Here is a 17,003-nt window from a genome sequence, read left to right on the forward strand (position 1 = left end):
GCGGAGCACCGACTGCCGTCCTCACTCCGCCACATTGGCCGCGGGCGCCGCCGGCTTGCCCTCGTTCTTTCCTTCCGCGAGGTTGCGCACCACCATGTAGAAGATCGGCGTGAAGACCAGGCCGAACAGCGTGACGCCGAGCATGCCGAAGAACACGGCGACGCCGACCGCCTGGCGCATCTCCGAGCCCGAGCCGGACGACACCACCAGCGGCAGCACGCCGAGGATGAAGGCAAACGACGTCATCAGGATCGGCCGCAGCCGAAGCCGGCAGGCCTCGATGACAGCCTCCAGCCGTGGCTTGCCCTCGAGCTCGATGTCACGCGCGAACTCGACGATCAGGATCGCGTTCTTGGCGGCGAGCCCGACCAGCACGACGAAGCCGATCTGGGTCAGGATGTTGACGTCCTGGCCCATCAGGCGCACGCCGATCGTGGCGGCGAGTAGGCACATCGGCACGATCAGGATCACCGCGAACGGCAGTGTCCAGCTGCCATATTGCGCGGCCAGCACCAGGTAGACGAACAGCACGCAGATCGGGAACACGTAGAGGCCGGCGTTGCCACCGGTGACCTGCTGGTAGGACAGGTCGGTCCACTCGAAGGTGAAGCCCGACGGCAGCGTCGCGTCGGCGAGCTGCTTGATGGTGTTGAGCGCCGTCGTCGAGCTGGTGCCGGGCGCCGGCTCACCCTGCAGCTCGGAGGCGGCGTAGAGATTGTAACGCGCGACGCGGTCGGGGCCGGAGGTATCCTTGAAGTCCACGACGCTGCCGAGCATCACCATGTCGCCGGCGGCGTTGCGGGTGCGCAGTCGCGCGAGGTCGGTGGTCTCCTTGCGGAACGGCAGGTCGGCCTGCGCCGTCACGTGATAGGTGCGGCCGAACAGGTTGAAGTCGTTGACGTAGGTCGAACCGAAATAGGTCTGGATGGTGTCGTTGATGCTGGCGATCGGCACGCCGAGCTTCTGCGCCTTGACGCGGTCGATATCGACGAACAATTGCGGCGTGTTGGCGGTGAACGGTGAGAACACCGACGTCAGGTTGGGCGACTTGCGCGCCGCGCCGACCAGCTCGTCGGTGGCGGAGGCCAGCAGCTCGGGGCCGCGGCCCTGCCGGTCCTGGATGCGGATCGTGAAGCCGCCGCCGGTGCCGATGCCGGGCACCGCGGGCGGCGGGATCACGATGATGAAGGCGCCCTGGATCACCGACAGGCGCTTGCGCAGCTCTGCGGTGATCGCCGTGGCGGTCAGCCCCTTCTTCAGCCGTACCTCCGGCTCATCGAACACCGGGAACAGCGCGGCGGCATTGCCCGCCTGCGTACGCGTCGCGCCGGAGAAGCCGGCGAAAGCCGCGACGCGAACGATGCCGGGCGTATCGAGTGCAATCCGCTCGATCTCGCGCACCACCGCCGTGGTGCGCGCCAGCGACGCCGCGCCCGGCAGCTGCGCCGAGATGATGACGTAGCCGCGATCCTGCGCCGGGATGAAGCCCTGCGAGGTGGTTGCGAGCAGCCAGCCGGCGCTGCCGATCAGCACGACATAGATCGCGAGCATCACCACGGTGTGGCGGATCACGAAGTCGGCCACCGCCGCATAGCCGTGCGCCAACCGGTCAAACACGCGGTTGAACAATGCGGTGAAGCTGTCCCAGCCGCGCGCGATAATGTTCCAGCGCGCCGGCGGGCGCTTGTCCTCGTGCGGGACCAGGATCTGCGAGGCCAGCGCCGGCGACAGCGTCAGCGAGCAGAAGCAGGAGATCGCGGTCGCAACCGCGATGGTCACCGCGAATTGCTGGAAGAACTGCCCGGAGATGCCGCCGAGGAAGGCGGTCGGCACGAACACCGCGCACAACACCAGTGCGATCGAGACCAGCGCGCCGCCGACCTCCTCCATGGTCTTGAGCGCAGCGTCGCGCCTGGACATGCCGTGCTCGAGATGGCGCTCGACATTTTCGACCACCACGATGGCGTCGTCGACCACGATGCCGACCGCCAGCACCAGGCCGAACAGCGTCAGATTGTTGATCGAGAAGCCGAGCGCGGCCATCACCGCGAAGGTGCCGACCAGCGACACCGGGATCGCGATGATCGGGATGATCGCAGGCCGCCAGCCCTGCAGGAACACCAGCACCACGATGACGACGAGCGCCATCGCCTCGTAGATGGTCTTGATCAGCTCATGGACCGATTGGGCGATGAATTCGGTCGGGTTGTAGCCGATATTGTAGTCGAGCCCCTTCGGGAAGCTCGCCTTGAGCTTGACCATCGTGTCGGAGATTTCCTTGGCGGTGGCGAGCGCGTTCGATCCCGGCCGCTGCGTCACCAGCATGCCGACCGCCGACTTGCGCAGCAGGAAACTGTTGGTGGTGTAGGACAGCGCGCCGAGTTCGACGCGGGCGACGTCGCGCAGGCGCACGGTGCGGCCGTCGGAACCGGCCTTCACCACGATGTCTTCGAACTGCCTGGGATCCTTGAGGCGGCCGGTGAAGACCAAATTGGGCTGGAAGGCGCGGTCGGCGATCGGCGGCTCGGCGATCTGGCCGCCCGCGATCTGCAGGTTCTGCGAGCGGATCGCCGCAATCACCTCGGTGGAGGTCAGGCCGAGATTGGCCAGCTTGTCGGGATCGAGCCACAGCCGCATCGAATAGTCGCGCGCGCCGAAGATCTGGATGTCGCCGACGCCGTCGAGCCGCAACAACTGGTCGCGGACCTGCAGCAACGCGTAGTTCGAGATGTAAAGCTGGTCGAAGCTGTCGTCGGGCGACAGCATGAACACCACCATCAGGATGTCGGGCGAGTTCTTGCGCGTGGTGACGCCGTTGCGCTGCACCTCCTCAGGCAACCGCGGCTGCGCGATCGCGACGCGGTTCTGCACCAGCACCTGCGCCTTGTCGAGGTCGGTGCCGAGCTTGAAGGTCGCGGTGATGGTGAGCTGGCCGTTCGAGGTAGCCTGGCTGTAGAGATACAGCATGTCCTCGACGCCGTTGATCTCCTGCTCGATCGGGGCCGCCACGGTGTCGGACACGGTCTGCGCCGAGGCGCCGGGATATTGCGTCGTCACCACGACGGTCGGCGGCACCACCTGCGGATATTCCGAGACCGGCAGCGTCGGATAGGCGATCGCGCCGACAATCAGCAGCACGATCGACAGCACCATCGCGAGGATGGGCTGATTGATGGAAAGCCTGCCGAGATTCATGGTTTAGAACCTGCTGCGGGCTTGTCGCCTGCCGTTGGCTTGGTATCCGCGGGAGCCTGAGCCATTTTCGGCGTCACCTTGGCGCCGACGCGGGCGCGCTGCAGGCCGTCGACGATCACATGGTCTTCCGCCTTGAGGCCTTCGCGGATCACCCGCAGGCCCTCATCGAGCGGCCCCAGCACGACCGCTCTTGCCTCAACCGTGTTGTCGTCCTTGACCACGAACACGATCTTGCGCGACTGGTCGGTGGCGATGGCGGTGTCCGGGATCAGCAGCGCCTCATAGGGCGAGGAGCCGATGATGCGGACACGGCCGAACTGGCCGGGCAGGATCGACAAATCCTTGTTCGGAATGATCGCGCGGCTGCGCAAGGTCGCGGTCGAGACGTCGAGGCGGTTGTCGAGGAAGTCCATCTTGCCCTCATGCGAGGGCTTGGTCTCGCCGGTCAGCGACACCTGCACCGGGTTCGCCGTGTCGCGCGAGCTCGGCCGCCTGCCTTCGAACCACAGCTTGCTGTTGCGCTGATAGGTCGCCTCGTCGACGTCGAAATAGATGTAGATCGGATCGAGCGACACGATCGAGGTGAGCAACGTCGCGCCGCCCTCGCTGCCCTGCACGAGATTGCCGGGAGTGACCAGATGCCGGCCGACGCGGCCGGTGATCGGCGCCAGCACGTGGCTGAATTCGACGTTGAGCTGCGCGGCTTTCAACGTGCCCTCGGCCTGCGTCTCGGCGGCGCGCGCCGCCTGCAATGCCTGGCGGCGTTGGTCGACGACCTGCTCCGAGACCGCGCTGGTCTGCACCAGGTTCAGCCCGCGCTCGAGATCACGTTTGGCAAGCTCCCCCTTGGCGCGTGCGTCGGCGAGCTGACCCTGGGCCTGCAGCACGACCGCCTCGAACGGGCGCGGATCGATGGTGTAGAGCAGATCGCCGGCGTGGACGATCGCACCGTCCTTGAACTCGAAACTGTTGACGAAGCCGCCGACGCGGGCGCGGACCTGAACTTCCTCGATCGCCTCGAAGCGGCCGGTGAACTCGTCCCAGTCGGTGACCGTGCGCTTGACCGGCTGCGCGACCGTCACGGGCGGCGGCGGCGGCGCGGCCTGCGATTGTGCGCTCTTGTCGCCGCAGCCACTGAGCGTCAACGCGGCAAGCAAGCCGAGAGGCGCGAGGCCGAGCCCGCCAAGGCGACGAAGCGAATCAAGACGGCGGAGCGAATCATGGCGGCGAAGCGAATCGCGTTCGACGCCGTTAACCAGAGCCGGACGCTCCGTTCTGTCAATCGCACTCAATTCCTTCTCCCCCAGAACGACCAAAGCAGGGCTACCAAAGTCGCATCTAAAATTGCAGTGATTCAACGCGGACGAATCGTCGTGATGTCGCGGCAGTGGACGTCACAGATGTAGCCGCCCCCCAGTCTGTTCAAGATGGGCGCCGGATCAAGCGAATAGTTACGTAGTCTGAACGCCTTACGACACGATCGCGAAACCGTGACGACGGGAAGGGACAGACTGGCTGGCCTTTCGAGGGTATGAGATCACAGACGGATCGCCCCGAATCAATCACAACGCGAATTCGTTTCACAGATTCGTCACACGGCGTCCGATTCGACTTTTGGCGCACAACCTCCGGCCGCAAATGGCAAAACCGGTCCCTTTTCCTGCGCTCTACCTCCCGCTGCATGGTCGAATCGTGGTTAACAGTGCGCTGTCATCCGGACACACATTGACACTCGGAAATATCGCCAATACGGTCATGGTTGCCAAACAGTGAAATTTTGTTGGCCGCCGCATTTTCTCGAACATTCATCGGACTTTGTCGCGGCGTGAGTGGTGAAGGCGACTACGTAAATGGCAAGCGCATTTGATCTTGCTGATGTCACGGCTCCGCGGACATCGCGGCTTTCCCACATTGCGAGCGAGTCGGTGCGGTCTCCCGTCGCGGCTGGTCAACTTCAACGTGTGAACGGCTTCACACGTCCCCGTATCCAAAAATTGTAAATACTGACTGGCTTCCACGCCGGTTGCAGGAGTGCACATGACGACCATACCCGCCTATACAATCGGTGGTTTAACCCGTCCCGAACTCCATCTTGATCCGAGCGGCAATATCATCCTGGATCCGGCCGCGCAGGCGTTCGCCGATGCGTATGGTCTGCAATATCTCTATCTCGGCTGCCCTCCCGGCACGCCGTTTCCGCCGATCCACGGCTTCCTGTCGGCGCCGACCGACATCAATTCCGGTGCCAACACCGTCGTTGAAGGCGCCGCCGTCAACACCTCGGTCAATATCACCGCACATTCCGACAGCCTGATCGGCCTGCCGGTCACCTATTCGCTGACGTCCGATTCTTCGCATGGCGGTTTCAAGATCGATGCCAATACCGGCGTGGTGACGATCGCCGACCCCACCAAGGTCGATTTCGAGAGCTCCGGCGGCGGCTATGTCGTCAATGTGCAGGCGACCGACGGCATCTTCGTCTCGTCGCAGAGCTTCACGATCGCGGTCAGCAATGCGCCGCCCTCGACACCGACCGACAGCAACGCCACCGCCAACGCGGTCAACGAAGGCGCCGCCGTCAACGCGCTGGTCGGCATCACCGCAGCGGCGGTCGACGTCAATGGCCCCGGCGTCACCTATTCGCTGACGGCGGACACCTCCAACGGCGGCTTCAAGATCGACCCCAACACCGGCGTCGTCAGCGTCGCCAATTCCGGCAAGATCGACTTCGAAACCGCGCCGGGCCACGCCTACAGCATCACGGTGCAGGCCAGCGATGGCCATGGCGGCGTCAGTTCGCAGACCTTCACCATCAACGTCAACGACCTGCCGGTCTCCACGCCGGTCGACGTCAATGTCGCCGCCAACGCCGTCGTCGAGGGCGCCGCCGCCAACACGCTGGTCGGCATTACCGCCTCCGCGGTCGACCCGAACGGCCCCGCAACCACCTACTCGCTGACATCAGACAGCTCCGGCGGCGGCTTCAAGATCGACGCGAGCACCGGTGTCGTCACCGTCGCCGATCCCACCAAGCTCGACTTCGAGAGCAGCGCACCCGGCCACGCCTACACGATCACCGTGCACGCGACGGCCGGCGCGACCTCGTCGACGCAGAGCTTCACCATCAACGTCACCGACGCTCCGCCGTCCGCCCCCACCGATACCGACGCCACCGCCAACTCGGTCACCGAGGGCGCGGCTGTGGGCACCGCCATCGGCGTCACGGCGCACGCGACCGACATCAACGGCGGAGCCGTGACCTATTCGCTGGTCGGCGATACCTCGGGCGGCGGCTTCACCATCAACGCGGCGACCGGCGTCGTCACCGTCGCCGATCCAACCAAGCTCGATTTCGAAACCTCGCACGGCAGCTACACCATCACCGCGCAGGCCAGCGACGGCACGCTCGCGAGCACGCAGACCTTCACGATCAACGTCAACGACGTCGCCCCGTCGGTGCCGGTCGACAGCGATGCCACCGCCAACGCCGTGGTGGAAGGCGCGGCCGTCGGCACCGCGGTCGGCATCACCGCGCATGCGACCGACGTCAACGGCCCGGCCGTGACGTATTCGCTGACCGGCGACACCTCCGGCGGCGGCTTCACCATCAACGCGACCACCGGCGTCATCACCGTCGCCGACCCGACAAAGATTGACTACGAGAGCACCGCGCCCGGCCACGCCTACACCGTGACGGCGACCGCCAGCGACGGCACGCTGACCAATTCGCAGACCTTCACCATTGCTGTCAACGAAGCCCCGCCATCCACCCCGGTCGACAGCGATGCCACCGCCAATGCGGTTGCCGAAGGCGCTGCCGCCGGCACCACGGTCGGCGTCACGGCGTCGTCGACCGACGTCAACGGTCCGCCGGTGACCTATGCGCTGATCGGCGACACCTCCGGCGGTGGCTTCACCATCAACGCGACAACGGGCGTCATCACTGTCGCCGATCCCACCAAGATCGATTACGAGAGCAGCGGCGCGGGCCATTCCTATACGGTGACCGCGCAAGCCAGCGACGGCACGACCGCGAGCTCGCACACTTTTACGATCGGTGTCACCGACGTTGCGCCGTCGACCCCGGTCGACAGCGACCTCGCCGCCAACACCGTCGTCGAAGGCGCGGCCAACGGTACCGCCGTCGGCATCACCGCGTCGGCGATCGACATCAACGGCCCGGCCGTGACCTATTCGCTCACCGGCGACACTTCCGGCGGCGGCTTCACCATCAATGCCGCGACCGGTGTCATCACCGTTGCCGACAGCAGCAAGATCGACTACGAGACCGCGGCGGGGCATGCCTACACCGTCACCGCGACGGCCAGCGACGGCACGCTGACGAATTCGCAGACCTTCACCATCGCCGTCAACGACGCCCCGCCGTCGGCCCCCGTCGACAGCAACGCCGCCGCCAACGCCGTCGTCGAAGGCGCCGCCGCCGGCACCACGGTCGGCATCACCGCGTCGTCGACCGACATCAACGGCCCGGCCGTCACCTATTCGCTGACCGGCGACACCTCCGGCGGCGGCTTCACCATCAACGCCACCACCGGCGTCATCACCGTCGCCGACCCGACCAAGCTCGATTACGAAAGTGCGCCCGGCCACGCCTATACAGTGACTGCGCAGGCCAGCGACGGCACGCTCGCGAACTCGCAGACCTTCACCATCGCCGTCGCCGACGCCCCGCCGTCGACCCCGGTCGATGCCGACGCCGCCGCCAACACCATCGTCGAAGGCGCGGCCAACGGCTCGACCGTCGGCGTCACCGCGTCGTCGACCGACGTCAACGGCCCGGCGGTGACCTATTCGCTGGTCGGCGACACCTCTGGCGGCGGCTTCACCATCAACGCCACCACAGGTGTCATCACTGTCGCCGATTCCACCAAGATCGATTTCGAAAGCTCGGGCGGCAGCTACACCGTCGTTGCCCAGTCCAGCGACGGGACGCTGGCGAACTCGCAAACCTTCACCATCGCCGTCACCGACGTCGCACCATCGACCCCGGTCGATAGCGACGCTGGCGTCAACCGGGTCGCGGTCGGCGCACCAGCCGGCTCGGGAACCGGCGTGACGGCATCCTCGACCGACGTCAACGGTCCCGCCGTGACCTATTCGCTGGTCGGCGACACCTCCGGCGGCGCCTTCACCATCAACGCGGCCACCGGCAAGGTCACGGTCGCCGATCCCAGCAAGATCAACATTGCTGATCCGTCCTATGACGTCACGGTCGATGCCAGCGACGGCACCTTGCACAACCAGCAGACCTTCACCATCGCGGTCGTTGTCGACCAGGCGCCGGTCGTCACCGCCGGCCACACGCTGAACTACACCGAGAACCAGGCCGCGACCGTGCTCGATTCGGCCGTCACCGTCACCGACGGCGACGACGCCAATCTGGTGTCCGCGACGGTGCAGATCACCGGCGGCTACGTCAACGGCGAGGACGTGCTCGCCTTCGCCAACACCGCCACCATCACCGGCACGTTCAATGCCGCGACCGGAACGCTGACGCTGACCGGCACCGACACGGTCGCCAATTATCAGGCCGCGCTGGCCGCGGTGACCTATCACAACACCAGCGACAACCCGTCGGGCGCACCGCGCACCGTCACGATAACAGCCAATGACGGCACGCTCGACAGCAGCCCGGTGACCGACAGCATCAACTTCACCCCGGTCAACGACCCGCCCGTTGTGGTCGCCGGCCATACGCTGAACTACACCGAGAACCAGGCCGCGACCGCGTTCGACCCGGCGATCACCGTAACAGACGTCGACAACACCACGCTGACCGGCGCGACCGTGCAGATTACCGGCAACTACGCCAACGGCCAGGATGTCCTCGCCTTCACCACCCAGAACGGCATCACCGGCTCGTTCAATGCGGGAACCGGCTTGCTGACGCTGACAGGCACAGCCACGGTTGCCCAATATCAGGCGGCGCTCGCCTCGGTGACCTATCAGAACACCAGCGATAATCCGTCGGGCCTGGCGCGTACGGTCACCATCATCACCAATGACGGCTCCGCCAACTCGGCGCCGGTCACCGACACCATCAATGTCACCCCGGTCAACGATCCGCCGGTCACGACGGCCGGCGGCACGCTGAACTATACCGAGAACCAGGCCGCATCCGTGATCGATGCGTCGGTCAACGTCTCCGACGTCGACAGTGCCAGCATGTCGAGCGCGACGGTTGCCATCACCGGCGGCTTCGCCGCCGGCCAGGATGTGCTGGGCTTCGTCAACCAGAACGGCATCAGCGGATCGTACAACTCCGCGACCGGCGTGCTGACGCTGACCGGCTCCTCCAGCGTCGCCAACTACAAGGCCGCGCTGGATTCGATCACCTATTTCAACTCGAGCGACAACCCGACCGGGGCTGATCGCACCGTCAGCTTCACGGTCAACGACGGCAGCGCCAACAGCAACACCTCGACCTCGACCATCCATGTCACGCCGGTCAACGACGCGCCCGTCGTGACCTTCGGCGCCATCACCGGATTCTCCGAGCCGCCGAACGGCACGCCGGCTTCGAGCTCGACGCCGGTCACGATCACGCCAAACCTGACGATCTCGGACGCCGAAGGCAACAACATCACCGATGCGACCTTCGTGCTGAACAATCTGAAGGCGTCGGACGCGCTCTCGATCGCAGGTCACGCCGGCACCAGCGGCGACATCGGCGGGATCCACTTCGACATCACCAGCACCGCCGGCACCGAAACGATCAGCTTCACCGGCACCGACACGCTGGCGCATTACAATGCGGTGCTCGACCTGATCCAGTTCAACAATACCAGCGAAAATCCCGACAGCACCGCGCGTTCCTATACCCTGACCGTGCACGATGACGGCGGCACCGCGAATGGCGGCAACAACACCGGGACGGCATCGACGACGGGAAGCGTGACCGCCGTGGACGATGCGCCGACCGCGGCGGTGCCGGCGGACAATTCGCTCGGCACTGCGTTCTCGCACACCGACTTTGCGATATCAGGCCTTTCGGTCGCCGACGTCGATTCTGACCCCGGCACCGTCACGGCCACGATTTCCTCCAGCCACGCGAACCTGACCTTCACCACCACGGGGCTGGCCAGCTTCACCAACAACGACAGCCACACAGTGACGCTGACCGGCACGGCCGCACAGGTCAACACCGCGCTGGCGACGCTGACATACAACAGCGATGACGGCTTCGCCGGCTCGGATACCGTCACGCTGAACGTCAGCGACAACGGCCACACCGGCACCGGCGGGCCGCTCACCTCAGGCGCCCAGACCTTCCATGTCGGCGTCGTGCCGCAGGTGTTCTACATCGACAACTCGGCCACGGCGCTGGCCAACAGCCACAATCTCGGCACCGCTGCCGACCCGTACACCTCGATCGCCGCCTTCAACGCGGCGAACCCGGCAGGGAGCGGCGACTACGTCGTGCTGAGGTCCGGCACCTACACCGAGGCCAACGGCATCAACCTCGCCAACGGCGTCAACCTGGTCGGCGGCAGCCACGCCTTGACCTTCACCAACCCGGTGACCGGTGCCCTGGTCACCGCCAACACCGCAATCGGCACCGATCCGGTGATCAAGGTGACCGGCGCCGACAACGGCATCGACCTGCTCGGCACGTCGGGCCACAGCATCAGCGGCGTCAGCATCGACACCTCGGCCTCGACCGGCATCGGCATCAGCGACGACGGCTTCAATGTCGGCACCGTCTCGATGTCCGACATCACGGTCAAGACCGCCAGCGGCGCCGGCATGAGCTTCACCCATGGCGGCACGATCTCGCTGACCGGCACCGCCAACTCGATCACGTCAGGCACCGGCACCGCGCTCGACGTCGAGAACACCCAGATCGGCTCGTCGAACCTCACCTTCAAGAGCATCACCTCGAGCGGCGGCTCCGGCAACGGCATCATCCTCTCCAACACCGGCACCGCAGCCGGCAATGGCGGCCTGCACGTCACCGGTGACGGCTCGACGGCGGGCAGCGGCGGCACCATCGCCAACAAGACCGGCGCCGACGGCAGCACCACGCAGGGCAGCGGCATCTACCTGAACAACACCAAGGACGTGCAGATCTCCTACGTGTCGATGCACGACTTCCAGAACTACGGCATCGTCGGCACCGCCGTCACCGGCTTCACGCTCGGCAACACCACGGTGACGGGCACCAACGGCACCAGCGTCGGCGGCATCGGCGAGGGCGACGTCTACTTCACCGGCCTGTCCGGCACGGCGTCGATCACGAACTCGACCCTCACCGGCGCAGCCTATGATGCCCTGCACGTGTTCAACGACGGCAGCCAGACGCTGAATCGCATCACCGTGACCGGCTCGACCTTCGCGACCAATTCCGCGGCCGGCAATGCGTCCAACGACGCGATCGCCTTCCAGGCGACCGGCGGCACATTCAACGCCACGGTCCAGAACTCGACCGTCACCTCCGCGCGCGGCGACATGTTCCAACTCAATCTGCTCGGCACGGTGTCGTCAGACCTGGTCATGACGGGCGACAATTTCAGCAACACCAACCAGAACATCGTCAGCGGCGGCGGCGGCCTCACGATCGGCGGCGGCGGCGCGGCCAACGATATCACGCTGACCTACAACATCTCGAACAACACCATCAAAGGCGCTCTGGGCGGGGCTCTCGCAGTCACCAAAGGCACCGGCACCGACGGGCACTTCACCGGCACGATCAGCGGCAACACGATCGGCACGCAAGGCTCTGCCGGCAGCGGTTCGACGCAGGGTTACGGCATCAGCGTGTTCGAGGACGGCGCGGGTTCGTCGAGCACGACCATCACCAATAATCATATCTCCGGCGTCGTCGGCGGTATCTATACGCTGGTGCATAACGGCGCTGCCGGCGATATGACCGCGGTGATCCAGGGCAACACGATCGATACGCTCGATTCGACGAACGGATTTGCCGGCATCTACGTGCAGAACGGCTCGGCGACCGGAGCCGGCGGCGACAACAATCTGCTGAACGCCACGATCGGCGGCGCCGGTGCACTGAAGAACACCGTTGATCTCGGCGGCAATACGGGCCTCGGCCTGGTCGCCGGCATCTTCCTCGAGCAGGAGGGCGTTTCGAAAACCGGCTTGATCGGCAGTCCCAACTATGCCGGCACGCCGTATAATTTCTCGGCGGTCGCGAGCTACGTGGCGAGCAACAACACCGTGACCGGCACCGGAAACGGCGCGGTTGCCACACAGGCCATCGGTGACCCCGGGCAATCCGCAGGCGGCGGCTATTTTGGCGGCGCGCAGTTCCTGGTCGCCAGTTCGGGTGGCGTTGCGGCAGCCTCGCCGACGGCGGGCGAAACCCACCTGACCCAGAGCGAGCTCGACTCGGTCGTGTCGGCGGCTATTGCCCAATGGGCGAAGGCAGGCGCCGGCGCGGGTCAACTCGCCGCGCTGCATGCCGTCACTTTCAGCGTCGCGGACCTCGCTGGCCAGGTCGTCGGCCTAGAAAGCTCCGGCCACATTACGATCGATGTCGATGCCGCCGGCCACGGCTGGTTCGTCGATCCGACCCCATCGGACAATTCGGAGTTCACGCACGCCCTCAATGCGTCCGGCAGCAATCTGCAGACCGATCCGTCGGCGGCAGCGGCGGGTCATCTCGATCTCCTGACCGCCGTTGTGCATGAACTGGGACACGTGATCGGCCTCGCCGACCTGACCTCGCCCTCCGATGCCAATGATTTGATGTATATCAACCTCGCCGACGGCGAGCGCCGGCTGTCGACCGCGACTGACCTGCCGAAGGACCACAGCATGGATCCCGGCCAGGCCCAGCAGAACTTCGTGTTCGCGCCGAGCACCGTGGCCCCGAGCCAGCAGCAGGCCAGCGCGCCTACTGCCAACACAGCGGCCATGGGTCAAAGCTTCAACTTCTCGGCATTCGCCCAGGCGGCGCCGCAAGCCGACACAAGCCACGGGATGAACACCCAGGCGTTGTCAGATCTGTTCAGCGGGCATTCCGATGCCCGCAACCCGTGGGCCGGACACGAGACGGTGTTGGCCGCTATGGGCGGCATGCCGACCGACAATCACGTCCAGACCCAGTTGCATCATGACCTGATCGTCTGATCGGACGCCGTATCGACCAGGATAACATCGACCACGACAACGCCTGCCGAATCGCTTCGGCAGGCGTTGTTCGTTCGGCGCGGTCGAGTCCGGATTCCCACCGCAGAGAACTCAGATCATCGCGCAGGATGCGCTCGCAGATGTCCGTTTCATGACGTGAACTCCGCAGCCAGTGATCGCACAAGGATGCACACTAAGGATCGCGCGCCAGCAATCGCGGCTCGCACGCCACGCTCAACCGGCGATTGAAGAAAAATTGCCAACCCGGCACAATCGTTGAGGTTGCACTTCATGAAAAACACGCTATCGTGCACACGCTGTCGACACGGCATCATTGTCTCGTATTTTTCATAAATCTTACGACGTATTCGCGGAGGACCGATGGCTGATCCGTTTCTTTCCGAAATCCGCATGATGTCGTTCGGCTTTGCTCCCAAGGGCTGGGCTTTTTGCAACGGGCAACTGCTTCCGCTCAATCAGAACCAGGCGCTTTTTTCATTGCTTGGCACCGTCTATGGCGGCAACGGGCAGACCACCTTCGGACTCCCCAATCTGCAGGGCCGCACCCCGATGCATGTCGGCAACGGCCATGTGCTCGGTGAACTCGGCGGCGAGCAGGCGCACACGCTTTCGATTAACGAAATGCCGCAGCACACCCACATCGCGAACGCCACCAACACCAACGGCGCACTTCTGGTGCCGGCCAACAACATTCTCGGCGCCTTGAACAACGCGTACGCCGCGCCCACGGCGCTGACCGCGCTCGCGCCGGGGAGCATTTCCACGGTCGGCGGCAGCCAGGCGCATCAGAACATGCAACCTTTCCTGACGGTCAATTTCTGCATCGCCCTGCAGGGCGTCTTCCCTTCGCAGAATTGACGGAGACCTCTCATGCCACAACCCTTTATAGGCGAAATCAAAATGTTCGCCGGCAATTTCGCGCCGGCCGGCTGGCAGTTCTGCGACGGCAGCCTGCTGGCGATCTCCGAGAATGACGCGCTGTTCAACCTCATCGGCACCACCTATGGCGGCGATGGCCAGAACACCTTTGCCGTCCCCGACCTGCGTGGCCGGTTGCCGCTTCATATGGGCACCAATGCGGGCACCGCGTTCACGATCGGCGAAATCGGCGGCGCCGAGCAAGTCACCCTCACGACGCAGACGATCCCGGCACATACCCATACGATGCAGGCGTCAACGAACACCGGCAGCGGCTCGAATCCGCAAGGCAACGTGCTCGACCAGATGAGCGGCGCGCTGCTGCTCTACAAGGAGCAAACGCCGACCACGCCGCTGAGCCCGGCGGTGATCGGGCCGGCCGGCGGCAGCCAGCCGCACAGCAACATCCAGCCCTTTCTGTGCGTCGGTTTCATTATTTCGCTGTTCGGCATCTTCCCGAGCCAGAGCTAGGAGCGCGACACCATGGCTGACCCCTTCGTCGCCGAGATCCGCATCTTTCCGTTCAACTTCGCCCCCAAGGGCTGGGCGTTCTGCAACGGTCAGCTTGTGCCGCTCTCGCAGAACACGGCGCTGTTCTCGCTGCTCGGCACCACCTATGGCGGCAACGGCACGTCGAACTTCGCGCTTCCGAACATGCAGGGCAACGCGCCACTGGCACCAGGACAGGGACCCGGCCTCTCGCTGTACGACCTCGGCGAGAACGGCGGCTCCGACACGGTAACTCTGCTGCAAACGGAACTCGCCGCGCACCCCCACGACATGATGGCGATCAACCTGCAGGCCGACCAGGCCGCACCGACACCGACCCGAGGCATCGCACGATCACTGAACGGCGCGGCCTATGTCGTCGGCACTCCGACACCCACGCTGGTGCAGATGAGCACCAACATGATCGGACTGACGGGCTCCGGCCTGCCGCACAACAATCTGATGCCCTACCTCACGCTGAATTTCTGCATTTCGCTGCAAGGCGTCTTCCCACCACGGGGCTGAGGTCGTTTTGGCGCTCCCCGCTTCCCCCACTGACGCACCTGCATTCGGCTGGGCGCGCGCGGCTGAATCCGGTTGCCGGTTTCGCCGCCTGTCGGAGGCCGATCTGCCGTTCCTCGGCCGGCTCTATGCCTCGACCCGCGCCGAGGAACTGGCGCCGGTGCCGTGGAGCGAGGCGGACAAGGCGGCCTTTCTCGAGCAGCAATTCCAAGCCCAGCACGCGCACTACCAGCAGTTTTATCCAAATGCCGACTGGCTGGTGATCGCGCGCGACGATGAGGACATCGGCCGGCTCTACATCGAGCGCTGGCCGAGCCAGCACCGCATCATCGACATCGCCTTCATTCCGGCCCATCGCGGCAACGGCTACGGTGAGGCGCTGTTGCGCGACGCGATCGACGAGGCTGCTGCAGCCGGCAAGGATGTCTCGATCCATGTCGAGAAATTCAACCCGGCGATGCGGCTCTACCGCCGGCTCGGCTTCACCACCGAGGAAGACAAGGGCGTGTACGATCTGATGCGCTGGCGCGCCGCAGGAATATCCGGTCGTCAGGTGAAAATGGCCTGATAGCCGTTGCCGTCGGCGACCGGCCCGATCGGCACCAGGAAGATCTCCATCATGCCGAGCGCCGGATGCTGCACGGAGTAGATCGCCTGCGGCAGCCAGGCTCCCTTCGGGCCCGCGAACAGCAGCGAGAACGCGCCGCCCGGCCGGCCGCTGCTGCCCGCGGGCTCGACCTTGGCAAGCTTCAGCGCCACGACGCCTTCCGCCGCCTGCATCTCGAACTCCGCGTCCTGGTGCGGCGTGAAGTCATCAATCTGCAATGCCGCGAGGTCGACGGTGGATGTCATGCGCACGTTCCCAGTTGCATGCGACGTGTAACACGCCGCGCGATATTGCCGTCAAGGTTTCCGTCAGTCGTCCAACTCGAAGCTCTCATCGTCATTTCCCGGTGCGCAATTGCGCACCTGAGGGCTCTCGCTTCGCGAGCCCCGGGATGACGTAAGGTGAGCACACTGGCAAGGCTCCCTCCCCCTTGCGGGGGAGGGTTGGGGAGAGGGGTGGCCCCGGGCTAAACTGTTCGATGAGCGCACCGCCCTCGCAAAATTTCGTTTGCTGTCGCCGTGACAGATACGGAGAGAGCACGTCGTGTGGCACCCCTCTCCCTAACCCTCTCCCGCAAGGGGAGAGGGAACCCTGCCGCCGATGCGTCCCTCACGCGCGCGTGCCACTGAGTTGCCCGACGGCGCAAGCCCCTTCAGCGAAAATATTTCGGTTTATCGGAACGGCAACTCGGTGTATGGTCTGCCCGTCTCACCCGATCGAGGGGCGCTTCGCGGTCGTCACGAACGCGGTGTGGGATGCGGTGGACGCGGAGCGTGTGACTGACGAGAGCACGCGAAGCGGACGGTGAAGTCGTGTGGTCCTGACGCCCTAGCGGCAGGTGTCTCGTCGCAACACGCGAAGGCGTGATGCGGGGGCGGTGACAAGCAAGCCCAGTCTCGCCGGGGAGAGCACGAAGTAAGCCGTAGCCCATCGCGCAGGGAAAGCCGGATTGCTCCGGTTACACCTGTGGTCCTACCCCCGTGCTTTCTACCTTTTGCACGGGGCCCATGGGTGCGATCGGCACCCGGCTTTCCCTGCGCCCTCTGTTTCCAGCGAGGGCTAGTAAACGCAAGACTCGGGCGCAGCGCGCCGCGAGGATGCGGATGTATGTCTCAAGCTAGCGCCACATATTCGATGT

At 65.0% G+C, this 17,003-nt stretch carries 8 protein-coding genes; 5 read left to right on the top strand and 3 right to left on the bottom strand.

What is annotated here, in order from left to right; all coding sequences use genetic code 11:
• Positions 1 to 21 precede the first annotated feature (21 nt).
• Positions 22 to 3,195: an efflux RND transporter permease subunit gene (locus K359_RS0117115; protein ID WP_029080442.1), complete on the bottom strand. Its 3,174-nt coding sequence runs from the start codon at positions 3,193 to 3,195 to the stop codon at positions 22 to 24.
• Complete coding sequence (locus K359_RS0117120; RefSeq protein ID WP_245284644.1) at positions 3,192 to 4,352, bottom strand: efflux RND transporter periplasmic adaptor subunit; 1,161 nt, start codon at positions 4,350 to 4,352, stop codon at positions 3,192 to 3,194. Before K359_RS0117120 ends, K359_RS0117115 begins: the two co-directional genes overlap by 4 nt.
• 880 nt (positions 4,353 to 5,232) lie before the next feature.
• Here K359_RS0117120 and K359_RS0117125 point away from each other — a divergent pair.
• From K359_RS0117125 to K359_RS52220, 5 genes are all read left to right on the top strand, one after another.
• A complete protein-coding gene (locus tag K359_RS0117125) occupies positions 5,233 to 13,308 on the top strand; it encodes a cadherin repeat domain-containing protein (protein ID WP_156928536.1) in 8,076 nt (2,691 codons plus the stop codon).
• 381 nt (positions 13,309 to 13,689) lie between these two features.
• Positions 13,690 to 14,187, top strand: a complete 498-nt coding sequence (locus K359_RS0117130; protein WP_029080445.1) for a phage tail protein — start codon at positions 13,690 to 13,692, stop codon at positions 14,185 to 14,187.
• A 12-nt stretch (positions 14,188 to 14,199) separates the two neighbouring features.
• Complete coding sequence (locus tag K359_RS0117135; RefSeq protein ID WP_029080446.1) at positions 14,200 to 14,718, top strand: phage tail protein; 519 nt, start codon at positions 14,200 to 14,202, stop codon at positions 14,716 to 14,718.
• 12 nt (positions 14,719 to 14,730) lie between these two features.
• Complete coding sequence (locus K359_RS0117140; protein WP_029080447.1) at positions 14,731 to 15,261, top strand: phage tail protein; 531 nt, start codon at positions 14,731 to 14,733, stop codon at positions 15,259 to 15,261.
• A gap of 7 nt (positions 15,262 to 15,268) precedes the next feature.
• Positions 15,269 to 15,826 carry a GNAT family N-acetyltransferase gene (locus K359_RS52220; protein ID WP_035976699.1) on the top strand — a complete coding sequence of 186 codons (558 nt, stop codon included), beginning with the start codon at positions 15,269 to 15,271 and terminating at the stop codon, positions 15,824 to 15,826.
• Here K359_RS52220 and K359_RS0117150 read toward each other — a convergent pair.
• Complete coding sequence (locus K359_RS0117150; RefSeq protein ID WP_245284638.1) at positions 15,808 to 16,110, bottom strand: hypothetical protein; 303 nt, start codon at positions 16,108 to 16,110, stop codon at positions 15,808 to 15,810. The two genes, K359_RS52220 and K359_RS0117150, sit on opposite strands and share 19 nt — an antisense overlap.
• Positions 16,111 to 17,003 lie beyond the last annotated feature (893 nt).

It is taken from the genome of Bradyrhizobium sp. th-b2, assembly GCF_000426785.1.
In the GTDB taxonomy this organism is placed as follows: domain Bacteria; phylum Pseudomonadota; class Alphaproteobacteria; order Rhizobiales; family Xanthobacteraceae; genus Bradyrhizobium; species Bradyrhizobium septentrionale.

What these genes read in the sequence shown, in the direction of transcription:
- K359_RS0117115 (WP_029080442.1), bottom strand. Translation starts at nt 3,195, where the DNA reads ATGAATCTCGGCAGGCTTTCCATCAATCAGCCCATCCTCGCGATGGTG.
- K359_RS0117125 (WP_156928536.1), top strand. Translation starts at nt 5,233, where the DNA reads ATGACGACCATACCCGCCTATACAATCGGTGGTTTAACCCGTCCCGAA.
- K359_RS0117130 (WP_029080445.1), top strand. Translation starts at nt 13,690, where the DNA reads ATGGCTGATCCGTTTCTTTCCGAAATCCGCATGATGTCGTTCGGCTTT.
- K359_RS0117135 (WP_029080446.1), top strand. Translation starts at nt 14,200, where the DNA reads ATGCCACAACCCTTTATAGGCGAAATCAAAATGTTCGCCGGCAATTTC.
- K359_RS0117140 (WP_029080447.1), top strand. Translation starts at nt 14,731, where the DNA reads ATGGCTGACCCCTTCGTCGCCGAGATCCGCATCTTTCCGTTCAACTTC.
- K359_RS0117150 (WP_245284638.1), bottom strand. Translation starts at nt 16,110, where the DNA reads ATGACATCCACCGTCGACCTCGCGGCATTGCAGATTGATGACTTCACG.